The 17446-nt window shown below is 70.6% G+C and carries 16 protein-coding genes and 1 pseudogene; 9 read left to right on the forward strand and 8 right to left on the reverse strand.

The annotated features are described in order from the left end of the window. The first annotated feature begins 289 nt into the window (after positions 1-289). The 3 genes from E1264_RS09940 to E1264_RS09950 all read left to right on the forward strand — a co-directional run bounded on the left by E1264_RS09940 (position 290) and on the right by E1264_RS09950 (position 3635). A complete protein-coding gene (locus tag E1264_RS09940; RefSeq protein ID WP_243710839.1) occupies positions 290-1018 on the forward strand; it encodes a nuclease-related domain-containing protein in 729 nt (242 codons plus the stop codon). A 330-nt stretch (positions 1019-1348) separates the two neighbouring features. Beyond that, entirely contained in the window at positions 1349-3211 is a 1863-nt protein-coding gene (gene ilvD / locus E1264_RS09945) for a dihydroxy-acid dehydratase (RefSeq protein ID WP_132171895.1), read from the forward strand. A gap of 73 nt (positions 3212-3284) precedes the next feature. Continuing rightward, the gene (locus E1264_RS09950; RefSeq protein ID WP_132171897.1) at positions 3285-3635 is read left to right on the forward strand and encodes a DUF1330 domain-containing protein; all 351 of its coding nucleotides are present in this window, start codon (positions 3285-3287) and stop codon (positions 3633-3635) included. Here E1264_RS09950 and E1264_RS09955 read toward each other — a convergent pair. Both E1264_RS09955 and E1264_RS09960 read right to left on the reverse strand, forming a co-directional pair. Next, entirely contained in the window at positions 3632-3853 is a 222-nt protein-coding gene (locus E1264_RS09955; RefSeq protein ID WP_132171899.1) for a zinc ribbon domain-containing protein, read from the reverse strand. The two genes, E1264_RS09950 and E1264_RS09955, sit on opposite strands and share 4 nt — an antisense overlap. A gap of 237 nt (positions 3854-4090) precedes the next feature. Continuing rightward, positions 4091-4600, reverse strand: coding sequence for an HNH endonuclease (locus E1264_RS09960; protein WP_132171901.1), 510 nt, complete (start codon positions 4598-4600; stop codon positions 4091-4093). Positions 4601-4878: 278 nt separating this feature from the next. Between E1264_RS09960 and E1264_RS09965 the strand changes: the two genes are divergently transcribed. Further along, on the forward strand, positions 4879-6981 hold the full coding sequence (locus E1264_RS09965; protein ID WP_132171903.1) for a prolyl oligopeptidase family serine peptidase: 2103 nt from the start codon (positions 4879-4881) through the stop codon (positions 6979-6981). After that, entirely contained in the window at positions 6978-7754 is a 777-nt protein-coding gene (locus E1264_RS09970; RefSeq protein WP_243710840.1) for a class I SAM-dependent methyltransferase, read from the forward strand. The genes E1264_RS09965 and E1264_RS09970 overlap by 4 nt, the downstream gene beginning before the upstream one ends. 309 nt (positions 7755-8063) lie before the next feature. Here E1264_RS09970 and E1264_RS09975 read toward each other — a convergent pair whose 3' ends face one another. After that, a complete protein-coding gene (locus E1264_RS09975; protein ID WP_132171905.1) occupies positions 8064-8675 on the reverse strand; it encodes a GNAT family N-acetyltransferase in 612 nt (203 codons plus the stop codon). Between the two features lie 6 nt (positions 8676-8681). Continuing rightward, entirely contained in the window at positions 8682-10298 is a 1617-nt protein-coding gene (locus tag E1264_RS09980; RefSeq protein ID WP_243710841.1) for an XRE family transcriptional regulator, read from the reverse strand. Positions 10299-10702: 404 nt separating this feature from the next. On the opposite strand from E1264_RS09980, the gene E1264_RS09985 reads away from it, so the two are divergent. From E1264_RS09985 to E1264_RS10000, 4 genes and pseudogenes are all read left to right on the forward strand, one after another. Further along, entirely contained in the window at positions 10703-10984 is a 282-nt protein-coding gene (locus E1264_RS09985; RefSeq protein WP_132171907.1) for a hypothetical protein, read from the forward strand. Positions 10985-11277: 293 nt separating this feature from the next. Continuing rightward, positions 11278-12291, forward strand: coding sequence for a mechanosensitive ion channel family protein (locus E1264_RS09990; RefSeq protein ID WP_132171909.1), 1014 nt, complete (start codon positions 11278-11280; stop codon positions 12289-12291). A 61-nt stretch (positions 12292-12352) separates the two neighbouring features. Then, positions 12353-12718 (forward strand): annotated as a pseudogene (locus E1264_RS09995) (globin); the annotation flags it as partial. 24 nt (positions 12719-12742) lie between these two features. Then, positions 12743-14359: a glycoside hydrolase family 13 protein gene (locus E1264_RS10000; protein ID WP_132171911.1), complete on the forward strand. Its 1617-nt coding sequence runs from the start codon at positions 12743-12745 to the stop codon at positions 14357-14359. Positions 14360-14467: 108 nt separating this feature from the next. On the opposite strand, the gene E1264_RS10005 is transcribed toward E1264_RS10000, so the two are convergent. The 4 genes from E1264_RS10005 to E1264_RS10020 form a co-directional block, all read right to left on the reverse strand. Next, positions 14468-15874 (reverse strand): S28 family serine protease, encoded by a 1407-nt coding sequence (locus E1264_RS10005; protein WP_243710842.1) that lies wholly within the window; start codon positions 15872-15874, stop codon positions 14468-14470. 163 nt (positions 15875-16037) lie between these two features. Further along, complete coding sequence (locus tag E1264_RS10010) at positions 16038-16259, reverse strand: hypothetical protein (RefSeq protein ID WP_132171915.1); 222 nt, start codon at positions 16257-16259, stop codon at positions 16038-16040. A 109-nt stretch (positions 16260-16368) separates the two neighbouring features. Next, on the reverse strand, positions 16369-16968 hold the full coding sequence (locus tag E1264_RS10015) for a GNAT family protein (RefSeq protein ID WP_132171917.1): 600 nt from the start codon (positions 16966-16968) through the stop codon (positions 16369-16371). Further along, positions 16965-17446 (reverse strand): thioesterase family protein (locus E1264_RS10020; protein ID WP_347813374.1); only part of this gene is annotated, 482 nt, incomplete at its 5' end. The genes E1264_RS10015 and E1264_RS10020, both read right to left, overlap by 4 nt.

The following is a 17446-nucleotide window of genomic DNA, read 5'->3' on the forward strand; positions in this document are numbered from 1 at the left end:
ATACCTACGTACCCATCCCACACGGCAGTGAATCACCCACGGATGGCGACAAAACTATTAACCCGGCATGACTAGTCGCCAACCCCGCGGATGATTACTGTGCGCACGGAGGATCATGCCCCCGATGGGAAAGGAATACGGAGCGTCACTCATGGCGATCATGGAGCGGGGCAACACACAGGGGGCCAGGGGCCAGCCCCGGGCCCGGTCAGACGCAGCAGGGTCGGACGCAGCGGGGTCGGAAGGAACCGTGTCGGAGGAAGCGCGTGAGCACCATCACCAGTCTCCGGTGACGGAGCGTCCCGAGGAGGAGCGCACCGCCGCGGCGATGCTCGACGACCCGCGGACGCGCCGCTGGATCCAGCGCATCGGCGTCGCCCTCGCCGCCGGTGCCGCCGTCACGATCCTGTTCGGCTGGCGGCTCGGCCTGACCGTCGCGGTCCTCGTGGTGATCGCGGACGTCGTCCGCCGGTCCCGCAAGGACTCCAGCGTCGCCGCCTGGCAGAAGTCCTCGGCCGCGGAACGGCGCACCGAGAAGCAGCTCAGGGCCCTGCAGCGCAACGGGTACCTGGTGCTGCACGCCCGGGCCGTGCCGCGCGACGACGAAGGTGTCAGCGACGGGCGGATCGATCACCTGGTGATCGGCCCGAGCGGCGTCTACGCCATCGACTCCGAGAAGTGGGACAAGCGCCTCCCCGTGCGCACGATGTCCCACCTCAAGCTCTTCCACGGCCCCTTCAACAAGAAGGACCGCCTGGACGAGGCCCGCTGGGAGGCTCAGATGGCGAGCAACATCCTCGGCGAGAAGGTCGGCTTCGAGGTGCCCGTGCAGCCCTCGGTGGCGATCTACGGGCCGTCGATCCCGTGGAAGGTCATGCGGGTCAGGGACGTCGACGTGTACGCGGGCAACCGGGCGCGGGCGTACCTGCGCCGCCGTCCGACGATCCTGACGGACGGCGACGTCCAGCGCATCTTCCAGGCGGCCGAGGACGCTCTGCCGCCGAAGTACCCCGACTGAGGAGGGCGGGCGGCCCTTCTTCCCCGGGCCGCCCCGCAAACGCCCCACGACGGGCCTGAGACCCGGTGTACGCCCCGCACACCGGTGCGAAGGCCGGACACCGGCACACACGGAAGCCGGGACGCCGCGTCCCGGCTTTCTTCATGCCTCCGCCCGGTTGGTAGCATCGAGGGACACCGGGCGGCCGCGCGATCTCCGCCGTCGCCGGCGGCAGCGCCGCGATCCGCCGCTGCGAGCACAGGCGAAGCGACTCGCCCTCCGCCGCGCCGGACCACGCGCGGGCCCGGCGACCGCCGTCACGGCACGCCCCACGTTCGAGAGGTCACCCATATGCCACCGCTCAGGTCACGCACTGTCACCCACGGCAGGAACATGGCGGGCGCCCGCGCGCTCATGCGGGCCAGCGGCGTCGAACGCGAGGACTTCGGCAAGCCGATCGTCGCGGTGGCCAACAGCTTCACCCAGTTCGTGCCGGGCCACGTCCATCTGGACGAGGTCGGCAAGGTCGTCGCGGGCGCCGTCCGCGAGGCCGGCGGCGTGCCACGGGAGTTCAACACGATCGCCGTGGACGACGGCATCGCGATGGGCCACGACGGCATGCTGTACTCGCTGCCGTCCCGCGAGGTGATCGCGGACGCCATCGAGTACATGGTCAACGCGCACTGCGCCGACGCCCTCGTCTGCATCTCCAACTGCGACAAGATCACCCCGGGGATGCTGCTGGCGGCACTGCGCCTGAACATCCCGACGGTCTTCGTGTCCGGCGGGCCGATGGAGGCGGGCAAGCCGGTCGAGGGCGTCATGGACGGCAACAAGCTCGACCTGATCGACCCGATCATCGCGTCCGCCGACGCGTCGCTCTCCGAGGAGAAGCTCCTCGAAATGGAGGAGAGCGCCTGCCCGACCTGCGGGTCCTGCTCGGGCATGTTCACCGCGAACTCGATGAACTGCCTCACCGAGGCGATCGGGCTCGCCCTGCCGGGCAACGGCACCGTCCTCGCCACCCACACCGCCCGCCGCCGCCTCTACGAGGACGCGGGCCGCACCGTCGTGGACGTCGCCCACCGCTACTACGACAACGACGACGAGTCCGTCCTGCCGCTGAACATCGCCACCTACGACGCGTTCGCGAACGCCATGGTCCTGGACGTGGCCATGGGCGGCTCCACCAACACGATCCTGCACCTGCTCGCCGCCGCGACCGAGGCGGGCGTCGACTTCGGCCTGTCCGACATCGACGAGCTGTCGCGCCGCGTCCCCTGCGTCTGCAAGCTGGCCCCCGCGACCGGCAAATACCACGTCGAAGACTGCCACCGCGCAGGCGGCATCCCCGCCCTGCTCGGCGAACTGCACCGCGCCGGGCTCCTGAACAACTCCGCCCACTCGATCCACTCCGCGTCCCTCGACGAGTTCGTCGCCAAGTGGGACGTCCGCTCCCCCGACGTCCTGCCGGAGGCCGTGGAGCTGTTCCACGCGGCGCCCGGCGGCGTCCGCAGCACGTCCGCGTTCAGCCAGAGCGCCCGCTGGGAGTCGCTCGACCTCGACCGCGAGAACGGCTGCATCCGCTCCGTCGAGCACGCCTACACCGCCGACGGCGGCCTCGCCGTCCTGCGCGGCAACATCGCCCCCGACGGCGCCATCGTCAAGACCGCCGGGGTGGACGAGGAGCTGTGGACCTTCACCGGCCCCGCCGTCGTCTTCGAGTCGCAGGACCAGGCCGTCGAGGGCATCCTCGGCGGCAAGGTCAAGGCGGGCGACGTCGTCGTGATCCGCTACGAGGGCCCGAAGGGCGGCCCCGGCATGCAGGAGATGCTGTACCCGACGAGCTTCCTCAAGGGCCGCGGGCTCGGCAAGGCGTGCGCGCTGATCACCGACGGCCGCTTCTCCGGCGGCACGTCCGGCCTGTCCATCGGGCACGCGTCCCCCGAGGCCGCGGGCGGCGGCATCATCGCTCTGGTCGAGGACGGCGACCGCATCGTCATCGACATCCCGAACCGGGTTCTCGAACTGGACGTCCCGGTCGACGAACTCGACATCCGCCGCGAGAAGCTCCTCGCCGACCTCGGCGGCTACCGCCCCCGCGACCGCCACCGCCCGGTCAGCGCGGCCCTCCGCGCCTACGCCGCGATGGCGACGTCCGCCTCCACCGGCGCGGCCCGCGACGTCTCCCAGCTCGACCGCCTCAACGGCTGAGCACTACCCCCGAGGTAATCGCCGGCGTTCCCCCTGCGGGCCCACAGTGGGACATGCCCGAAAGGAGATCGCAATGACCGCCTACGCCCTGGCCCACCTCCACCCGCAGCCGACGCTCCACGACGACGTCTTCACGTACATGGAGCGCATCCAGGCCACGATGGACCCGTTCGGGGGGCGCTTCCTCGTCCACGGGAGCGTCCCCGAGGTCATGGAGGGCCCGGTCGACGGAGGCTACGTCCTCATCGAGTTCCCCGACATCGACAGCGCCCGCGCCTGGTACAAGTCGGACGCCTACCAGGCGATCCTGGCCATGCGGACCGACCACATGGAGGGCACCGCCGTCCTGCTCCACGGCGTCCCGGACGGCTACGACGCCGCCGCGACCGCCGAGCACCTGCGCGCCGCGCAGGCCGGTGGCTAGGAGCAGCAGCCCCCACCACAACAGCCGCCGCCCCCACCCGCAGGCTTCGACGGAGTCGCGGCACCACGGGACGTGCCCGTAACGGCGACAGTGGACAGAAGCTTGACCGTGTCATCGTGCCCGTCCGGGCACCGGGCCGGATCGGACGCGTTGATCATCGGCCGAGAGACCTCAAAGGTCGACCCGCAAGCGCGGCAGCGATAGTCATAACGAGGCACGACACCAAGGATACGACCTCAACCTCCCGAGGTCTGAGCCTCGCCCCGGCGGATCGAACCTCAGCCGGGGCCACGGTTCGTGCGGCCGTAGGCGCCCCGCGCCGGAGGTCGCACGAACCGGCGGCGCAGGCGACCGGAGCGACGCCACACACCCCGTCACAGGCACGACAGACCACAACAGCGGCGTGAGGATCGCCTGCGCCGCGACGGGGGTTCCAGGGGGCGCCCCCCTGGGAGTCACGCAGCGGGTTCGGTGACGTAGGCGGCCCATTGGGGGTCGCCGTCGTGGATCAGGCCGATGAGGCGCCAGTGGGCGCCGCGCGGGACGCCGGGGGTGATGCTGAGCGTCCAGCCGAGCTCTTCGAGGAGGCGGTCGGCCTTGCGGTGGTTGCAGGTCATGCAGGACGCGACGCAGTTCTCCCAGACGTGCTTGCCGCCGCGGCTGCGCGGATGGACGTGATCGATGGTCTCGGCGCGGTGGCCGCAGTACACGCAGCGGAAGTTGTCGCGGCGCATCAGCGCGGCGCGGGTGAGGGGGACGCGGGTGCGGAACGGGATGCGCACGTAGCGGCGCAGCCGGATGACGGAGGGGACCTCGACCGTCATCGTCGCCGAATGAAGGACCGCGCCTGAGGTGTCGTGGTGGACGATCTCTGCCTTCTCCCGAAGCACGAGGCAGACCGCCCGCCGGAGCGGGAGCGTGGTGAGTGGTTCGTACGTCGCGTTCAGGAGGAGGACTTGTCTCATCTCAGACGCCCTCCACCGGGCTCTGTTGTCTTCTGAACGCCTCGGCGGGCGCGACTGGGCGCGCCTCGCACCGAGGCCCGATTATTGTCTCCGGTACCTGCGCACTCGCCATGAGGACCTCCCCGGGGCGAACCGACCAAAATCAGTGTGGCGCCTGAGGGAGGCCGTCCGCTACCCCAATAATCCCCCTTCAGGGGCCCGCTCGAACGCAAACACGCCTTCGCGGCGGGTCGAAGTGTACGTGACGGGCAGTCCGGAACGCCCAATACAGTGCACCCATGAGGCCGTATCCGCCTGCGCGGCGCCAGGACATCGTCGAGGAGATCCATGGTCACCGGGTCGCGGACCCGTACCGCTGGCTCGAAGATCCCGACGCCGCCGACACCAAGGCGTGGCTCGCCGCACAGGAAAAGCTGTTCCGCAAGGTCATGGATCCGCTGGCGGGGCGGGAGGGCCTGCGGCGGCGGCTCGGCGAGCTGCTCGGCGCGGGGAGCGTCGGTTCGCCGCACTGGCGGGGTGAACGGCGGTTCTTCACGCGGCGCGCGCCCGGCCAGGAGCACGCGGTGCTGTACACGGTGGATCCGGACGGTTCCGAGCGCGTCCTCATCGACCCGATCGCTCTGGACGCGGAGGGCACCACCACGCTGGACGGATGGCAGCCCGACAAGGAGGGCCGCCACCTCGCCTACCAGCTCTCCACCGGTGGTGACGAGGAGTCGCTGCTGTACGTCATGAACGTCGCGTCCGGGGAGCGGCTGGAGGGTCCGATCGACCGGGCGCGGTACTCGTCGATCGCGTGGCTGCCGGGCGGCGAGGCGTACTACTACACGCGGCGGCTGCCCGCGCGGGACGTCCCGGAGGGCGAGGAGCAGTACCACCGGCGCGTCTACCTGCACCGCGTCGGCACCGAGCCCGACACCGACGACGTGCTGATCTTCGGCGACGGGATGGACAAGACCAACTACTACGGGGTCTCCGTCAGCCGGGACGGCCGCTGGCTGACGGTGTCGGCGTCGCAGGGCACCGCGCCGCGCAACGACCTGTGGATCGCCGACCTGTCCGCGTCGCCGCCCGAGGCACCGGAACTGCGCGCCGTCCAAGAGGGCGTCGACGCCGCCACCAGCCTGCGTGTGGGACGCGACGGCCGCGCCTACGTCTTCACCGACCGCGACGCGCCCCGCGCCCGGCTGTGCGTCACCGACCCGGCCGACCCGTCGTACGAGACCTGGCGGGACCTCGTCCCGCAGGACCCGGAGGCCGTCCTCTCCGACTTCGCGATCCTCGATGATCTCGACCGTCCCGTGCTGCTGGCCGGGTGGACGCGGCACGCGATCAGCGAGATCACGGTCCACGACCTGGAGACGGGGACACGGCTCGAGACCGTTCCCACCCCCGGCCTGGGCACGATCGGCGGGATCGTCGAGCGCCCCGAGGGCGGCCACGAGGCGTGGTTCGGCTACACCGACAACGCCACACCGTCCTCGGTCATGCACTACGACGCCCGAACCGGCGAGACCACGCTGTGGGCATCGGCCCCGGGGACGGTCGAAGTCCCGGACATCGAGACACGCCAGATCACCTACACCTCCCGTGACGGGACCGAGGTGCGCATGCTCGTCGCCTCCCGCCCCGGCCTCTCCGGCCCGCGGCCGACCGTCCTGTACGGGTACGGCGGGTTCAACATTCCGCTCACGCCGTCCTACTCGGCGAACGTCCTCGCCTGGGTGGAGGCCGGCGGCGTGTACGCGATCGCGAACCTGCGCGGCGGGTCCGAGGAGGGCGAGGAGTGGCACCGGGCCGGGATGCGCGACCGCAAGCAGAACGTGTTCGACGACTTCCACGCCGCCGCCGAGAAGCTCATCGCGGACGGCCTGACGACGCCGTCCCAGCTGGCGATCTTCGGCGGCTCCAACGGCGGGCTCCTGGTCGGCGCGGCGCTCACCCAGCGTCCCGACCTGTACCGGGCGGTGGTGTGCTCGGCGCCGCTGCTGGACATGGTCCGGTACGAGCGCTTCGGCCTGGGCGAGACCTGGAACGACGAGTACGGGCGGGCCGACGACCCCGAGGAGTTCGGCTGGCTCATCGGCTACTCGCCGTACCACCACGTCCACGCGGGCACCGCGTACCCGGCCGTCCTGTTCACGACGTTCGCCGGCGACACCCGCGTGGACCCGCTGCACGCCCGCAAGATGTGCGCCGCGCTGCAGCACACCACCGCCTCGGACTCGCCCGTCCTGCTCCGCCACGAGCCCGCGGTCGGCCACGCGGGCCGCTCGGTGAGCCGCTCGATCGCCCTGATGGCGGACACGCTCGCCTTCATGGCCGCCCAGACGGGCCTCACCCTCCCCGACGAGTTGACACGTGATCTAATAGCCGGGTGATCCCCTCGATGGACGTCTCGTCCGGCATGGACCGTGTCCTCGACCTGCTCCGCGACCCGCCCGCCGAGCCGGACGCCTCGGCGGGCTACCTCGACCTGCTCGGGCCGTCCGCGAAGCCGCCCCCGTCGCTCGCGCAGTCGGCGATGCAGTCGACGTTGCTGCCGCAGATCTACGAGCGCGTATGGCGCCCCATCGGCTTCAACATCGCCAAGGGCTGGCCCATCGGCCCCGACACCGCGACCGAGCACGCCATGGCCCGCGACTGGCTCAGGCTCACCGGCGAACCGGCGACCGTCCTGGACATCGCCTGCGGCCCCGGCAACGTCACCCGCGCCCTGGCCGAGGGCGTCGGGCGCGACGGCCTGGTCATCGGCCTGGACGCGTCCCAGACCATGCTCACCCGCGCGGTAGCCGACACGACGGAGCACGCCATCCGCTACGTCCGAGGCGACGCCGTCGATCTCCCCTTCACCGACGAGTCGTTCGACGCCGTCTGCTGCTTCGGCGCCCTCTACCTGTTCGACGACCCGTGGACGGCCGTGGACGGCATGACCCGCGTCCTCAAATCGGGCGGCCGCCTGATCATCCTCACGTCCCGCCGCCCGACCCCGCTCCCCGCAACCCGCATAGGCCGCGCCCTCCTACGCCGCACCACCGGGTTGACGGTCTTCGGCGACCAGGAAATCACCAAGGCCCTGACCACCCGAGGCTTCACCTCGATCCGCCAGCACCGCTACCCCCTGATGCAGCTGGTAGGCGCAACCCGCATCTAACGAGGCCCCGCACCCGACCAACAACCGCCACCCACTACTGCCCGAACACCAGCCACCACCGCAACCACGCAACAACCCAAACCCCCGCGATCGCGTCCGAAGGCAGTTTCGAGCGAAGCAAGAAACTGATCGCGCAGCGAGCCGCCAGGCGAGCCGAAGCGATGCCAGCGATCGCGCGTGTTTCTCGACGATGGAGGGCCCCCCGGGCCCGAAGGAGGAGAGAAATACAAACAAACACCGCCCCGAGCCGCGGGCCTGGGTCTCGCCGGGCCGCGCCTCCGGCGGGACGGGCCCGCGGCTCGGGTGTCTTCAGCGGAGGTGTTTCTCGATGTAGATGTTGACGATGCCGCCGATGGTCTCGCGGCGGGTCTCCGTCCAGCCGAACTTGGCGTAGAGGGCCAGGGCGGGGCCCTGGAGTTCGGTGGTGTCGGCGCGCAGGACGCGGTAGCCGTACTCGACGGCGCGCTGTTCGAGGGCTTGGACGATGGCGGCGCCGTAGCCGCGGCGCTGCACGGCGGGCCGGACGCGGAGCCGGACCATTTCCACGGCGTCGAGGTTCGGGGCGCCGGGGGCGTAGCCGCCGTAGGCGCGGGCCCGGCCGCCGGGGACGAGGTCGGCGCGGCGCAGGCCGCCCATGGCGACGATGCGTCCGCCGAGCTCGCCGACGAGGAATTCGCCGTCGTTGCGGAGGTAGATGTCCTCCATGCGGAAGAAGTCGTGGTCGTAGTAGACGCCGTCGCCGGGGCGCAGGCCGACCTGGGCGAGTCCTTCGCGGTGCAGGGCGAGGACGGTGCCGTGGTCGGCGGCGCCGTAGCGGCGCAGCCGGAGTTCCCCGAACTCCCACACGGGGGGCTCGTCTTGGAGCCGGACGAGGGCGCGGGCCGGGTGGTCCTGCCAGGGCGTGCTGTCAGGGGTGCCCATGCCGGGTCAAACCTGCTCGGACGGAGGGACGGATGGTCGTCCCTGGGCGGGGCTCGTCACCCAGGGGCCGGCGAGGGCCTCGTAGAAGTCCTTCAGCTCCGGGATCTCGCCGTGTTTGGCGTTGACGGCCGCGCCGATCTGGCGGGCGCGGTGCACGAGGATGTCGGACCGGTGGGCGGGCGGCAGGTCGAGGATGGCCTCCTGCCCGGCCGCGAGCGCGGCGTCGGGGAGGCCGGCGTGGAGTTTGCACATCGCCCGGTCGAGGCGCACGAGGGTCAGGTCGACGCGGTCGGTCGGCGAGTACAGGGTCAGGGCGTGGCTGAGCACCTCGTCGCCGTGCTTGTGGTCGCCGAGGCTGGTGAAGGTGTCGCCCTCGTAGAAGGCCATCTGCCGGTCGGTGAAGCCGTAGACGAGGTCGCTGGTGTCGGCCTTGGACAGCTGGTCGAACACCGAGCGGCCGCGGACGAGGGCGCGCCGGGCGCTCGGGGCGGCGTCGCCGCGTCCGCGCATCGCGAGCATGCCGAGCGCGCGGGCCTCCACGGCGGGCGCCATGGCGGCGGCGACGCCGGGCGTGCGGCCGGCGAGGTCCTGCGCCTTGCGGGCGAGGTGCAGCGCCTCGCGGGGGTCGCCGTAGTACATCGGGACGAGCGACTCCCGGACGGTCACCCAGGCGCGCAGCTGCCGGTCGCCGGTCTCGTCGGCGGCGGTGCGGGCGGTGCGGAAGAACGAGCGGGCGAGCCGGTGGTCGCCAAGGTTGATCATGATCAGGCCGGACAGCCCGGACAGCTGCGCCGCGATGCGGCAGAGCCGTTCCTGCAGCTCGACGGGCTGGCGTTTGTCGCACATCCGCCGGACCTCGCTGAAGTCCAACAGGACGTCGCAGAGCATCCGCAAGGACGGGGTGGCCTGGTACTGCTGGCCGTAGCCGTAGGTGGTCTCTTCCCACTGGTCGAGCATGGTCGGTGACACGGTCGCGCCGACGAGTGTGTCGTCCATCTTGCGGCGCAGGTTGTCGACCGCTCCTAGGAACTGACCGTCGAGCGCCACGCCCGCTCCGGCCAGAAGTTGCAGAAGGGTCCTACGAAGCACGATGTCCTCCTCCCCCACATCAATGGTCAGGGGGCCGTCAGCGCGGTTGTGGCCCCGAGGATCGTTGAGCGTTGTCCAGGGACGGTCTTCGGCCCTGGGGACGATCGCCCCGACGAGTGCGTCGGGGCGTGATGCCGCGTGCCGCTCCGCCGGCCGCGGTTTCGGGACGCTCGCGGCGCCCGGGCGGACGGCGTGACCGCGTCCGCAGATACAGGGACTCTGGTAGTCGAGTGCGTCGGGCTCCACCCGGTAGACGGCGCACAGGTAGTGCAGGTATTCGGGGCCCGGCCGCTTGTAGCCGCTCTCGTAGGCGGACAGGAGCGTCTCCCCGAGGCGGGGGGGCGGTTTGCCGTCCACCTCGTAGAGGGCCCGGACCTGCGCCACGATGTCGGACAGCGCGACGCCGTGCGCCAGCCGGTGCGCCTTGACACGGCTGGTGCCGAACAGCGGCCCGCACTGCTCGTGGATCTCCTGCGCGATCTCGACCGGGCCGCGTCCTCGGGCCAGGCCGTGCGCGCGGATCCGGCGAGCCACGTCCGTCTCTTTCCGAGGGGGATCCGACATCGACTCCGGCCTCCTCACCGTCGTGCCGGGACGCCGTCCCTCCGGGGGAGGGCGGTCGTCCCCGCCACGGCGACCGGTCTCTGGTTATGGCCACGACAGATAATCTCTCGCGCACGCAGCGTAACCCTCGTCACATGGCCCGCCAAGCGATTCCGGCGAAGAAGGGGCGGCCAGGGGGCGTCCCGCCCCCCACAGGTAGAGATTCTTCCTCCGGAGGGGTGTGGGCTTCCTCTGAGGTGGGGTAATCCGGTACTCCGCTGGACGCGCGGTCACTTGACCAACACCGTGAGAGTTGCAATTCTCGCCGCGAGTGATCGAACGGATTCACAGAGTTGATCAGTTGACCGGTACTCGCCGACAGAGGGGGTGCGAAGGTGGTCAGCGACAGACGCGTCGGCTATCTGGAGGCACTGGAGCAGGCACTCGGCACGCAGGGCCTGGTCGCCCGCGTCGTCAGGACCCGCTCGGGGCCGGCGTTCCTGCGCGTCGTGAACCCGGAGGCCGCGAGCCTCGCGGAGGACGTCACGTGCGCGCCGGCCCCGGAGACCAAGGACCACTATTTCTGGTGGTCGTGGGGCGAGCGCATGCACCGCGTCGACGACGTGGGCGGCGCCGCCATGAAGCTGGCACACGTCCTCCAGCCGCTCCGTCGCTGACCCCGCCTCCCGAACGCCCGAGACTCCCGGGAGGCGCGGGCGCCGCCTGAACGGCGGCGTCCCCTGAGACCGGGCGTGTCCCGCGGGGCCGTGACCGGAAACGGCGCGGCGGCCACGGACCTCGCGGGACACGCTCGCCGGAGCCAGCCCTCCCCGGCCGGGCCGTGACACCTGCCTGACCTCGCGGACTCCGGGACGAACCGGTCGGACACGTCCCCTACGATCGGCTCCGAGCCCGCCGCGACCACGGCGCGGTGTCCAGGCACCACAATGGCCGGGGAGGGTCTGCCTTCATGTCGCTTCTCGCCGCCGAGCTGCTCGCCGTCCCGGCGTTCCTGCCGTGGGCGCGGGAGGGGACTCCCGAGACCGCCTGCGGGGACCCGACGCCCAGCACCTCGTGCCGGCTCGTCTGGAACATCTCGCACAACACCCGGTTCACGGAGTTCTTCTCGACGTGGCTCGACGGGCCGCTCACCACCTTCTTCTGGGTCGTCGTCACGTTCGTGATCGCGCTGATCCTGAAGAGCATCGCGCACCGCATGATCACCAGGGTGACGGTGCGGATGGCCGAGGGCACGATGACCGAGCGGGCCAGGGAACGGTCCCGGACGGTCTTCGAGGGCAGCCCCGCCCTGCTCAACAAGCGGCGGGCCCAGCGCGCCCAGACGCTCGGCTCGGTGCTGCGCTCCATCGCGTCCGTGCTGATCATGGGGACGGCGGCGTTCAGCATCCTCGGCTCGCTCGGCCTGAACCTGGCGCCGATCCTGGCCAGCGCGAGCGTCATCGGCGTCGCGGTCGGCTTCGGCGCGCAGAACATCGTCAAGGACCTCCTCGCCGGGCTGTTCATGCTGCTGGAGGACCAGTACGGCGTCGGCGACTTCATCGACGTGGGCACCGCCAAGGGCACGGTCGAGGCCGTCACGCTGCGGGTCACGCGGATGCGGGACGTGGACGGCGTCGTCTGGTACGTCCCGAACGGCGAGATCAAGAAGGTCGGGAACGAGTCGCAGAACTGGGGCCGGGCCGTCCTGGACATCCCCGTCGACATCCACGAGGACACCGAGAAGGTCAAGGAGATCCTGCAGTCCACCGCCGACGAGATGGCCGCGGACGAGCGGTGGAAGGATCTCGTCCTGGAGGCGCCCGCGGTGTGGGGCGTGCAGGCGCTCGCCGGCGACGCGCTGGTCATCCGCGTCGTGCTGAAGACGGCGCCGGGCAGGCAGGGCGACATCGCCCGCGAGCTGCGCGAACGCGTCAAGCGGTCGTTCGACCAGGCGGGCGTGACGGTCGCCACCCCCGCGCCCTAGTGGATCAAGGTGAGCGGCGCGGCGGCTCTCGCATAGGGTGGGAGGCGCTATGGCTGAACAGGTGACGTTCTACGAGGCGGTCGGCGGCGAGGAGACCTTCCACCGGCTGGTGCGCCGCTTCTATCAGGGTGTCGCGGGCGACCCCGACCTTCGCGACCTCTACCCCGAGGAAGACCTCGGGCCCGCCGAGGAGCGGCTGCGGCTGTTCCTGATCCAGTACTGGGGCGGCCCGACCACCTACAGCCAGCGGCGCGGGCATCCCCGGCTGCGGATGCGGCACGTCCCGTTCGTCATCGGGTCGGCCGAGCGGGACGCCTGGCTGCGCCACATGCGCGACGCGGTCGACGAGCTGGAGCTGCCCGAGCACCTGGAGAAGCAGCTCTGGGACTACTTCACGATGGCCGCGCAGAGCATGGTGAACGCCCCGACATAGGCGGGTAGATCGCCCTGTATGACGCGAATCCCGTGGTGGCGCGACGCCGTCGTGTACGAGGTCTACGTCCGCAGCTTCGCCGACTCCGACGGGAACGGTGACGGCGACCTCCAGGGGATCCGGTCCCGGCTCGGCCATCTGCGCGACCTCGGCGTCGACGCGCTGTGGCTGACCCCGTTCTACACCTCGCCGCTCGCGGACGGCGGCTACGACGTGGCCGACCACCGCGACGTCGACCCGCGGTTCGGCACGCTCGCCGACTTCGACGCCCTGGTGCGGGACGCGCACGCGCACGGCCTCCGGCTGATCGTCGACATCGTCCCGAACCACTCGTCCGACCGGCATCCCTGGTTCCGGGAGGCGCTCGCCGCGCCGCCCGGGTCGCCCGGGCGGTCCCGCTACATTTTCCGGGCGGGGAAGCCAGGTGAGCATGCCCTTCTGGGTGGCGTGGGGGGTCGTCCTCCCACAGGTGACCGTCCCGGCGTGGAGGGGCCGACGACCGACTGGCCGTCCGCGTTCGGTGGCCCGGCCTGGACGCGGGTGGACGACGGCGAGTGGTACCTGCACCTGTACGCGCGCGAGCAGCCCGACTTCAACTGGCACCACCCCGACGTGCGGCGCGAGTTCGAGGAGATCCTGCGCTTCTGGCTCGACCGCGGCGTGGACGGCTTCCGCATCGACGTCGCCGCCGGCCTGTTCAAGGACGAGTCCTTCCCCGACCTGAACGGACGCCGCCGCCGCGTCGTGAACGGCCCCATGTACGGCCGTCCGGAAGTCCACGGCGTGTACCGGAGGTGGCGCCGGATCCTGGACCAGTACGACGGCGACCGCATGGCCATAGGCGAGGTATGGACGGACGGCCCCGAAGACCTCGCGCTCTATCTGCGTCCAGACGAGCTTCACCAGGTGTTCCAGTTCGACCTGCAACTCGCCCCATGGTCGGCCACCGCGTTCCGCGACGTGATCACGGCCGCGATCAAGGCCGTCGCTCCTACCGGGGCCGCGCCGACCTGGGTGCTGTCCAGCCACGACTCCATTCGCCACGTCACCCGCTACGAGCAGCCGGAGAGCGTCCCTGGCATCGGGCGGGCGAGGGCCAAGGCGGCGCTGCTGATGCTCTTGGCGCTCCCAGGGTCGGCTTACCTGTACCAGGGTGAGGAGCTGGGCCTGCCAGAGGTGACCGACCTTCCCGACACGGCGAGGCAGGACCCGATGTGGAAGCGCACGAACGGGCAGCGGGTAGGGCGGGACGGCTGCCGCGTCCCCCTCCCCTGGTCCGGTACTGCGGAGCCCTACGGTTTCTCGCCCGACGGCGTCCGTCCGTGGCTGCCGATGCCGGACGGGTGGGCGTCGATGACCGTCGAGGCGCAGTCGTCCGACCCGTCCTCCATGCTGGCGTTCTACCGCGAGGCGCTGGCCCTGCGCCGCCGCCTGCGGGACGGCCTGCCCGAGGACGTGGAGTGGCTCGACTCCCCCGCCACGGCCGTGCTCTTCCGGCGCGGCCCGCTCACCTGCGCGCTCAACTGCGGCGAGGAGTCGCTGCCACTCCCGCCGGGCCGCCCGCTCCTGGCCAGCGCTCCCCTGGACGGCGACCTGCTGCCCGGCAACGCCGCCGCCTGGCTCACCACCGCCTGAAACGGCCCGAAAAGCAGGATGCGGTGTGCCGGCCGCGTCAGGGGTCAACACGACGGCCGGCACACCGCAGGTTCCGCTACAGCGGAGGTCCCTGCAGCAGGGCGCTCGCTACAGCGGCGGGCGCTGGATCTGGAGCGGGTCGTCCGCGGCCGGTCCGGTCGTGAGCGTCCGCACATCGGCCTCGACGCCCGCCCAGCGCTTCACGAAGGCGATCGACCTGGCCTTCTCCTCGGGGGACAGCTTGTCGATGAGGCGCGCGCTGTGGTTCAGGCCCTGCGCGGTGAACACGGCCGAGTCGCGGCTGCCGTAGCCGAGGCGGAACGGCTCGGAGCCCCACGGGTCGTTCGAGCCGTACAGGAACAGCATGTGGTTCGCGTTCCGCTTCACCCAGCCGTCGATGTCGCGCATGGCGCGGCCGTGGTCGAAGCGCATCCGGATGTCGCGCGGGACGTAGGTGCGCGGCTGGTAGCTGCTCTCGTACCGCAGCAGCGGGCGCAGGTGCTTGAACTTCGGCGTGGGCCAGCCGAGCTCGGTGCCCGCCTGGTAGTAGTACGGGATGTACGGGGCGAGGCCCTGGTCGGTGTAGAACGAGAGACCCGCGATGGTGTCGAGCGACTTGTAGAGGTCGTCGTCGGAGGCGTCCAGCGACGGCAGGGTCGGGCAGTCGGACTGGAGGCTGTACTGCCAGAACGCCCACTCGTAGTCCATCACCGAGTTCTCGAACGCGCGGTCCATCGTGCGCAGGATCTCGAACGTCCAGCCGCCCGCGTCGGCGGCGGCCTTGAAGCGCTCGAGCATGGCGGGCCGGCGCTTGAGGAACTCGCGCGCGAGGCTCTTCAGGTGGGCGCGGCACTTGGGGTCGTTGCCGACGTTCTTGAAGAACTCGTCGTAGGCCCGGTCGTCGTTGTTGTTCACATCGTTAGGGGCCACGTACACGACGCTGCCGTCGACGTCGTTCGGGTAGAAGCGCTTGTGGTAGACGGCGGTCATGCCGCCCTTGCTCGCACCCGTCGAAATCCACTTGGTGCCGTAGATCTTCTTCAGTTCACGGATCAGCCGGTGCTCGTCGGTGGCCGCCTGCCAGATGGTGTCCTTCGTCCAGTCCGTGGGTTCGGGACGGGACGGGGTGAAGTAGCGGTACTCAAGCGAGAGCTGGTTGCCGTCCACCAGCGCGGTCGGCTCGGCGGTGAACATCACCTCCGGCGTGTTGTAACCGCTGGTGTAGAGCACCATGGGCCGGTCCGTCGACTTGTGCTGCAGCATGATGCGCTGCTCGAACCACTGCCCCTTGGGGTTGCGGTGGTCGACCGGCTGCCTGTACTCAAGCCAGAACCAGCGGTAGCCGGGCAACGTCGACGTCTTCTCCGTCACCTGCATGCCGGGAATCGCCTTGAGCCGGTCGAGGATGTCGCCGGCCTGGGCCGTGCCCGCCTGGGCCGAGTCCGCCCGGTCCGTGACCGCCTGCGCCGCCGTGGCGCCGGCCCCGGTCACTCCCGCGGCGAGCAGCAGTGCCATCGCTCCTCGTGAGACGCGCCGCATTTGTGCCCCTTCCACGTGGGATCTCCACATTCGCAGCGCGACACTAGAGCGAGAAGTGGGCCTAAAACGGATTGCTGCCGTGCTTGTTATCTATCCGTGACAGCTCGGTTGTCACCAGCCCAGTCCGGGACGACAGCGGTCAGATGGCACCACCGGTGAGGAAGTGGGCGACCAGCCAGCCGAGGCCGAGAACGAGGGCCAGCCGGCGCAGCTGCCAGCCGAGGGGCTTGCCGCGGATGGCGAAGACGTTCCAGACGAGCTCGGAGAGCGTGTCGCCGGGCTGCCGGTTGAACACGGCGGGCATCTCGATGGCGAAGAACATCAGGATCCAGAAGATCCAGGCGGCGAGATAGGGGGACATGTGACGCTTTCCCTGGGGAGGACGAACTACTTCTTTCCGGTAATACCCGGTAAGGATGATCCCTAGACGGCGTCAGCCGGGAGGCGCGGCGGCCTGCCGCGGCGGCCCGCTAGGCGGTGGGCGGGGCGAGGGCGATGCCGTCGTCCCAGGGGGCGAGGCGCTCGAAGAAGCGCTCGTCGTGCCAGCGGCCGTCGACGTGGATGTGCCGGCGGGCGGTCCCCACGGCCGTGAAGCCGTTCCGCTCCAGGACGCGCTGGGACGCGTGGTTGTCGACCCGCGTGAACGCCTCGACGCGGTGCAGCCTCAGGCCGTCGAACGCCACGTCCAGCGCCTGCCTGACCGCTTCCGTCGCGACACCACGTCCGGCGTGCGCGCGCGCCACCCAGTACCCGACGAAGCAGGTCTGCAGTGGGCCGCGCAGGACGTTGTTGAGGGTGATCCGTCCGGCGATCTCACCGTCCAGGAGGATGACGCCCGGCCACATGTCCCCCGTCGCGTACGCCTCGATCAGGCCGCAGAGGTTGTCGCGCTGCCCGTCGACGGTGAAGTACGCGTCGTCGCGGGCGGGCTCCCAGGGACGCAGGTAGTCGCGGTTCGCCGTGTAGAGGTCGGCGAGCGCCTCCGCGTCCGCCATCTGGACGACCCGCAGCCGCACCCCCGGCTGGAGACCGTCGTTCAGCGGGGGCGGCGGCCCGGCGAGGGCGGTCATGCCGTGGGCGCCGTGTAGCGTCCGATGAACTCCCGCTCCTCCGGGGTGAAGCGGCGCAGCCGGTTCGTCTCCTTGTCGAACGCGACGAGGGTCGAGGTGGCCTCGGCGTACACGTTCGCGTCGTCCCGCACCTCGTAGGCCAGCGTGAACGAGGCGGCGCGGGCCTCGGTCACCCACGTCTCCACGCGGATCGGGTAGACGGTCGGCAGCAGCGGCTGCCGGTAGTCGATCTCGTGCCGCGAGATCACCATGCCGCGGACCGGCTTCTCCCCCTTGCGGACCGGGTCGCCGTGGAACATCTCCAGCCGCGCGTCCTCCAGGTAGCCGAGGAACTTGACGTTGTTCACATGGCCCTGGGAGTCGATGTCACCGAACCGGACGTGGAACTCGTAGACGTGCCGGTACTCGGCCGCGGGGAGGTCGGTCTGCTGCATTTCCTCGCCTGGGGTACGGGGAGCTGTCCGCCCCGATGTTACAG

Source organism: Actinomadura sp. KC216 (assembly GCF_004348535.1).
In the GTDB taxonomy this organism is placed as follows: domain Bacteria; phylum Actinomycetota; class Actinomycetes; order Streptosporangiales; family Streptosporangiaceae; genus Spirillospora.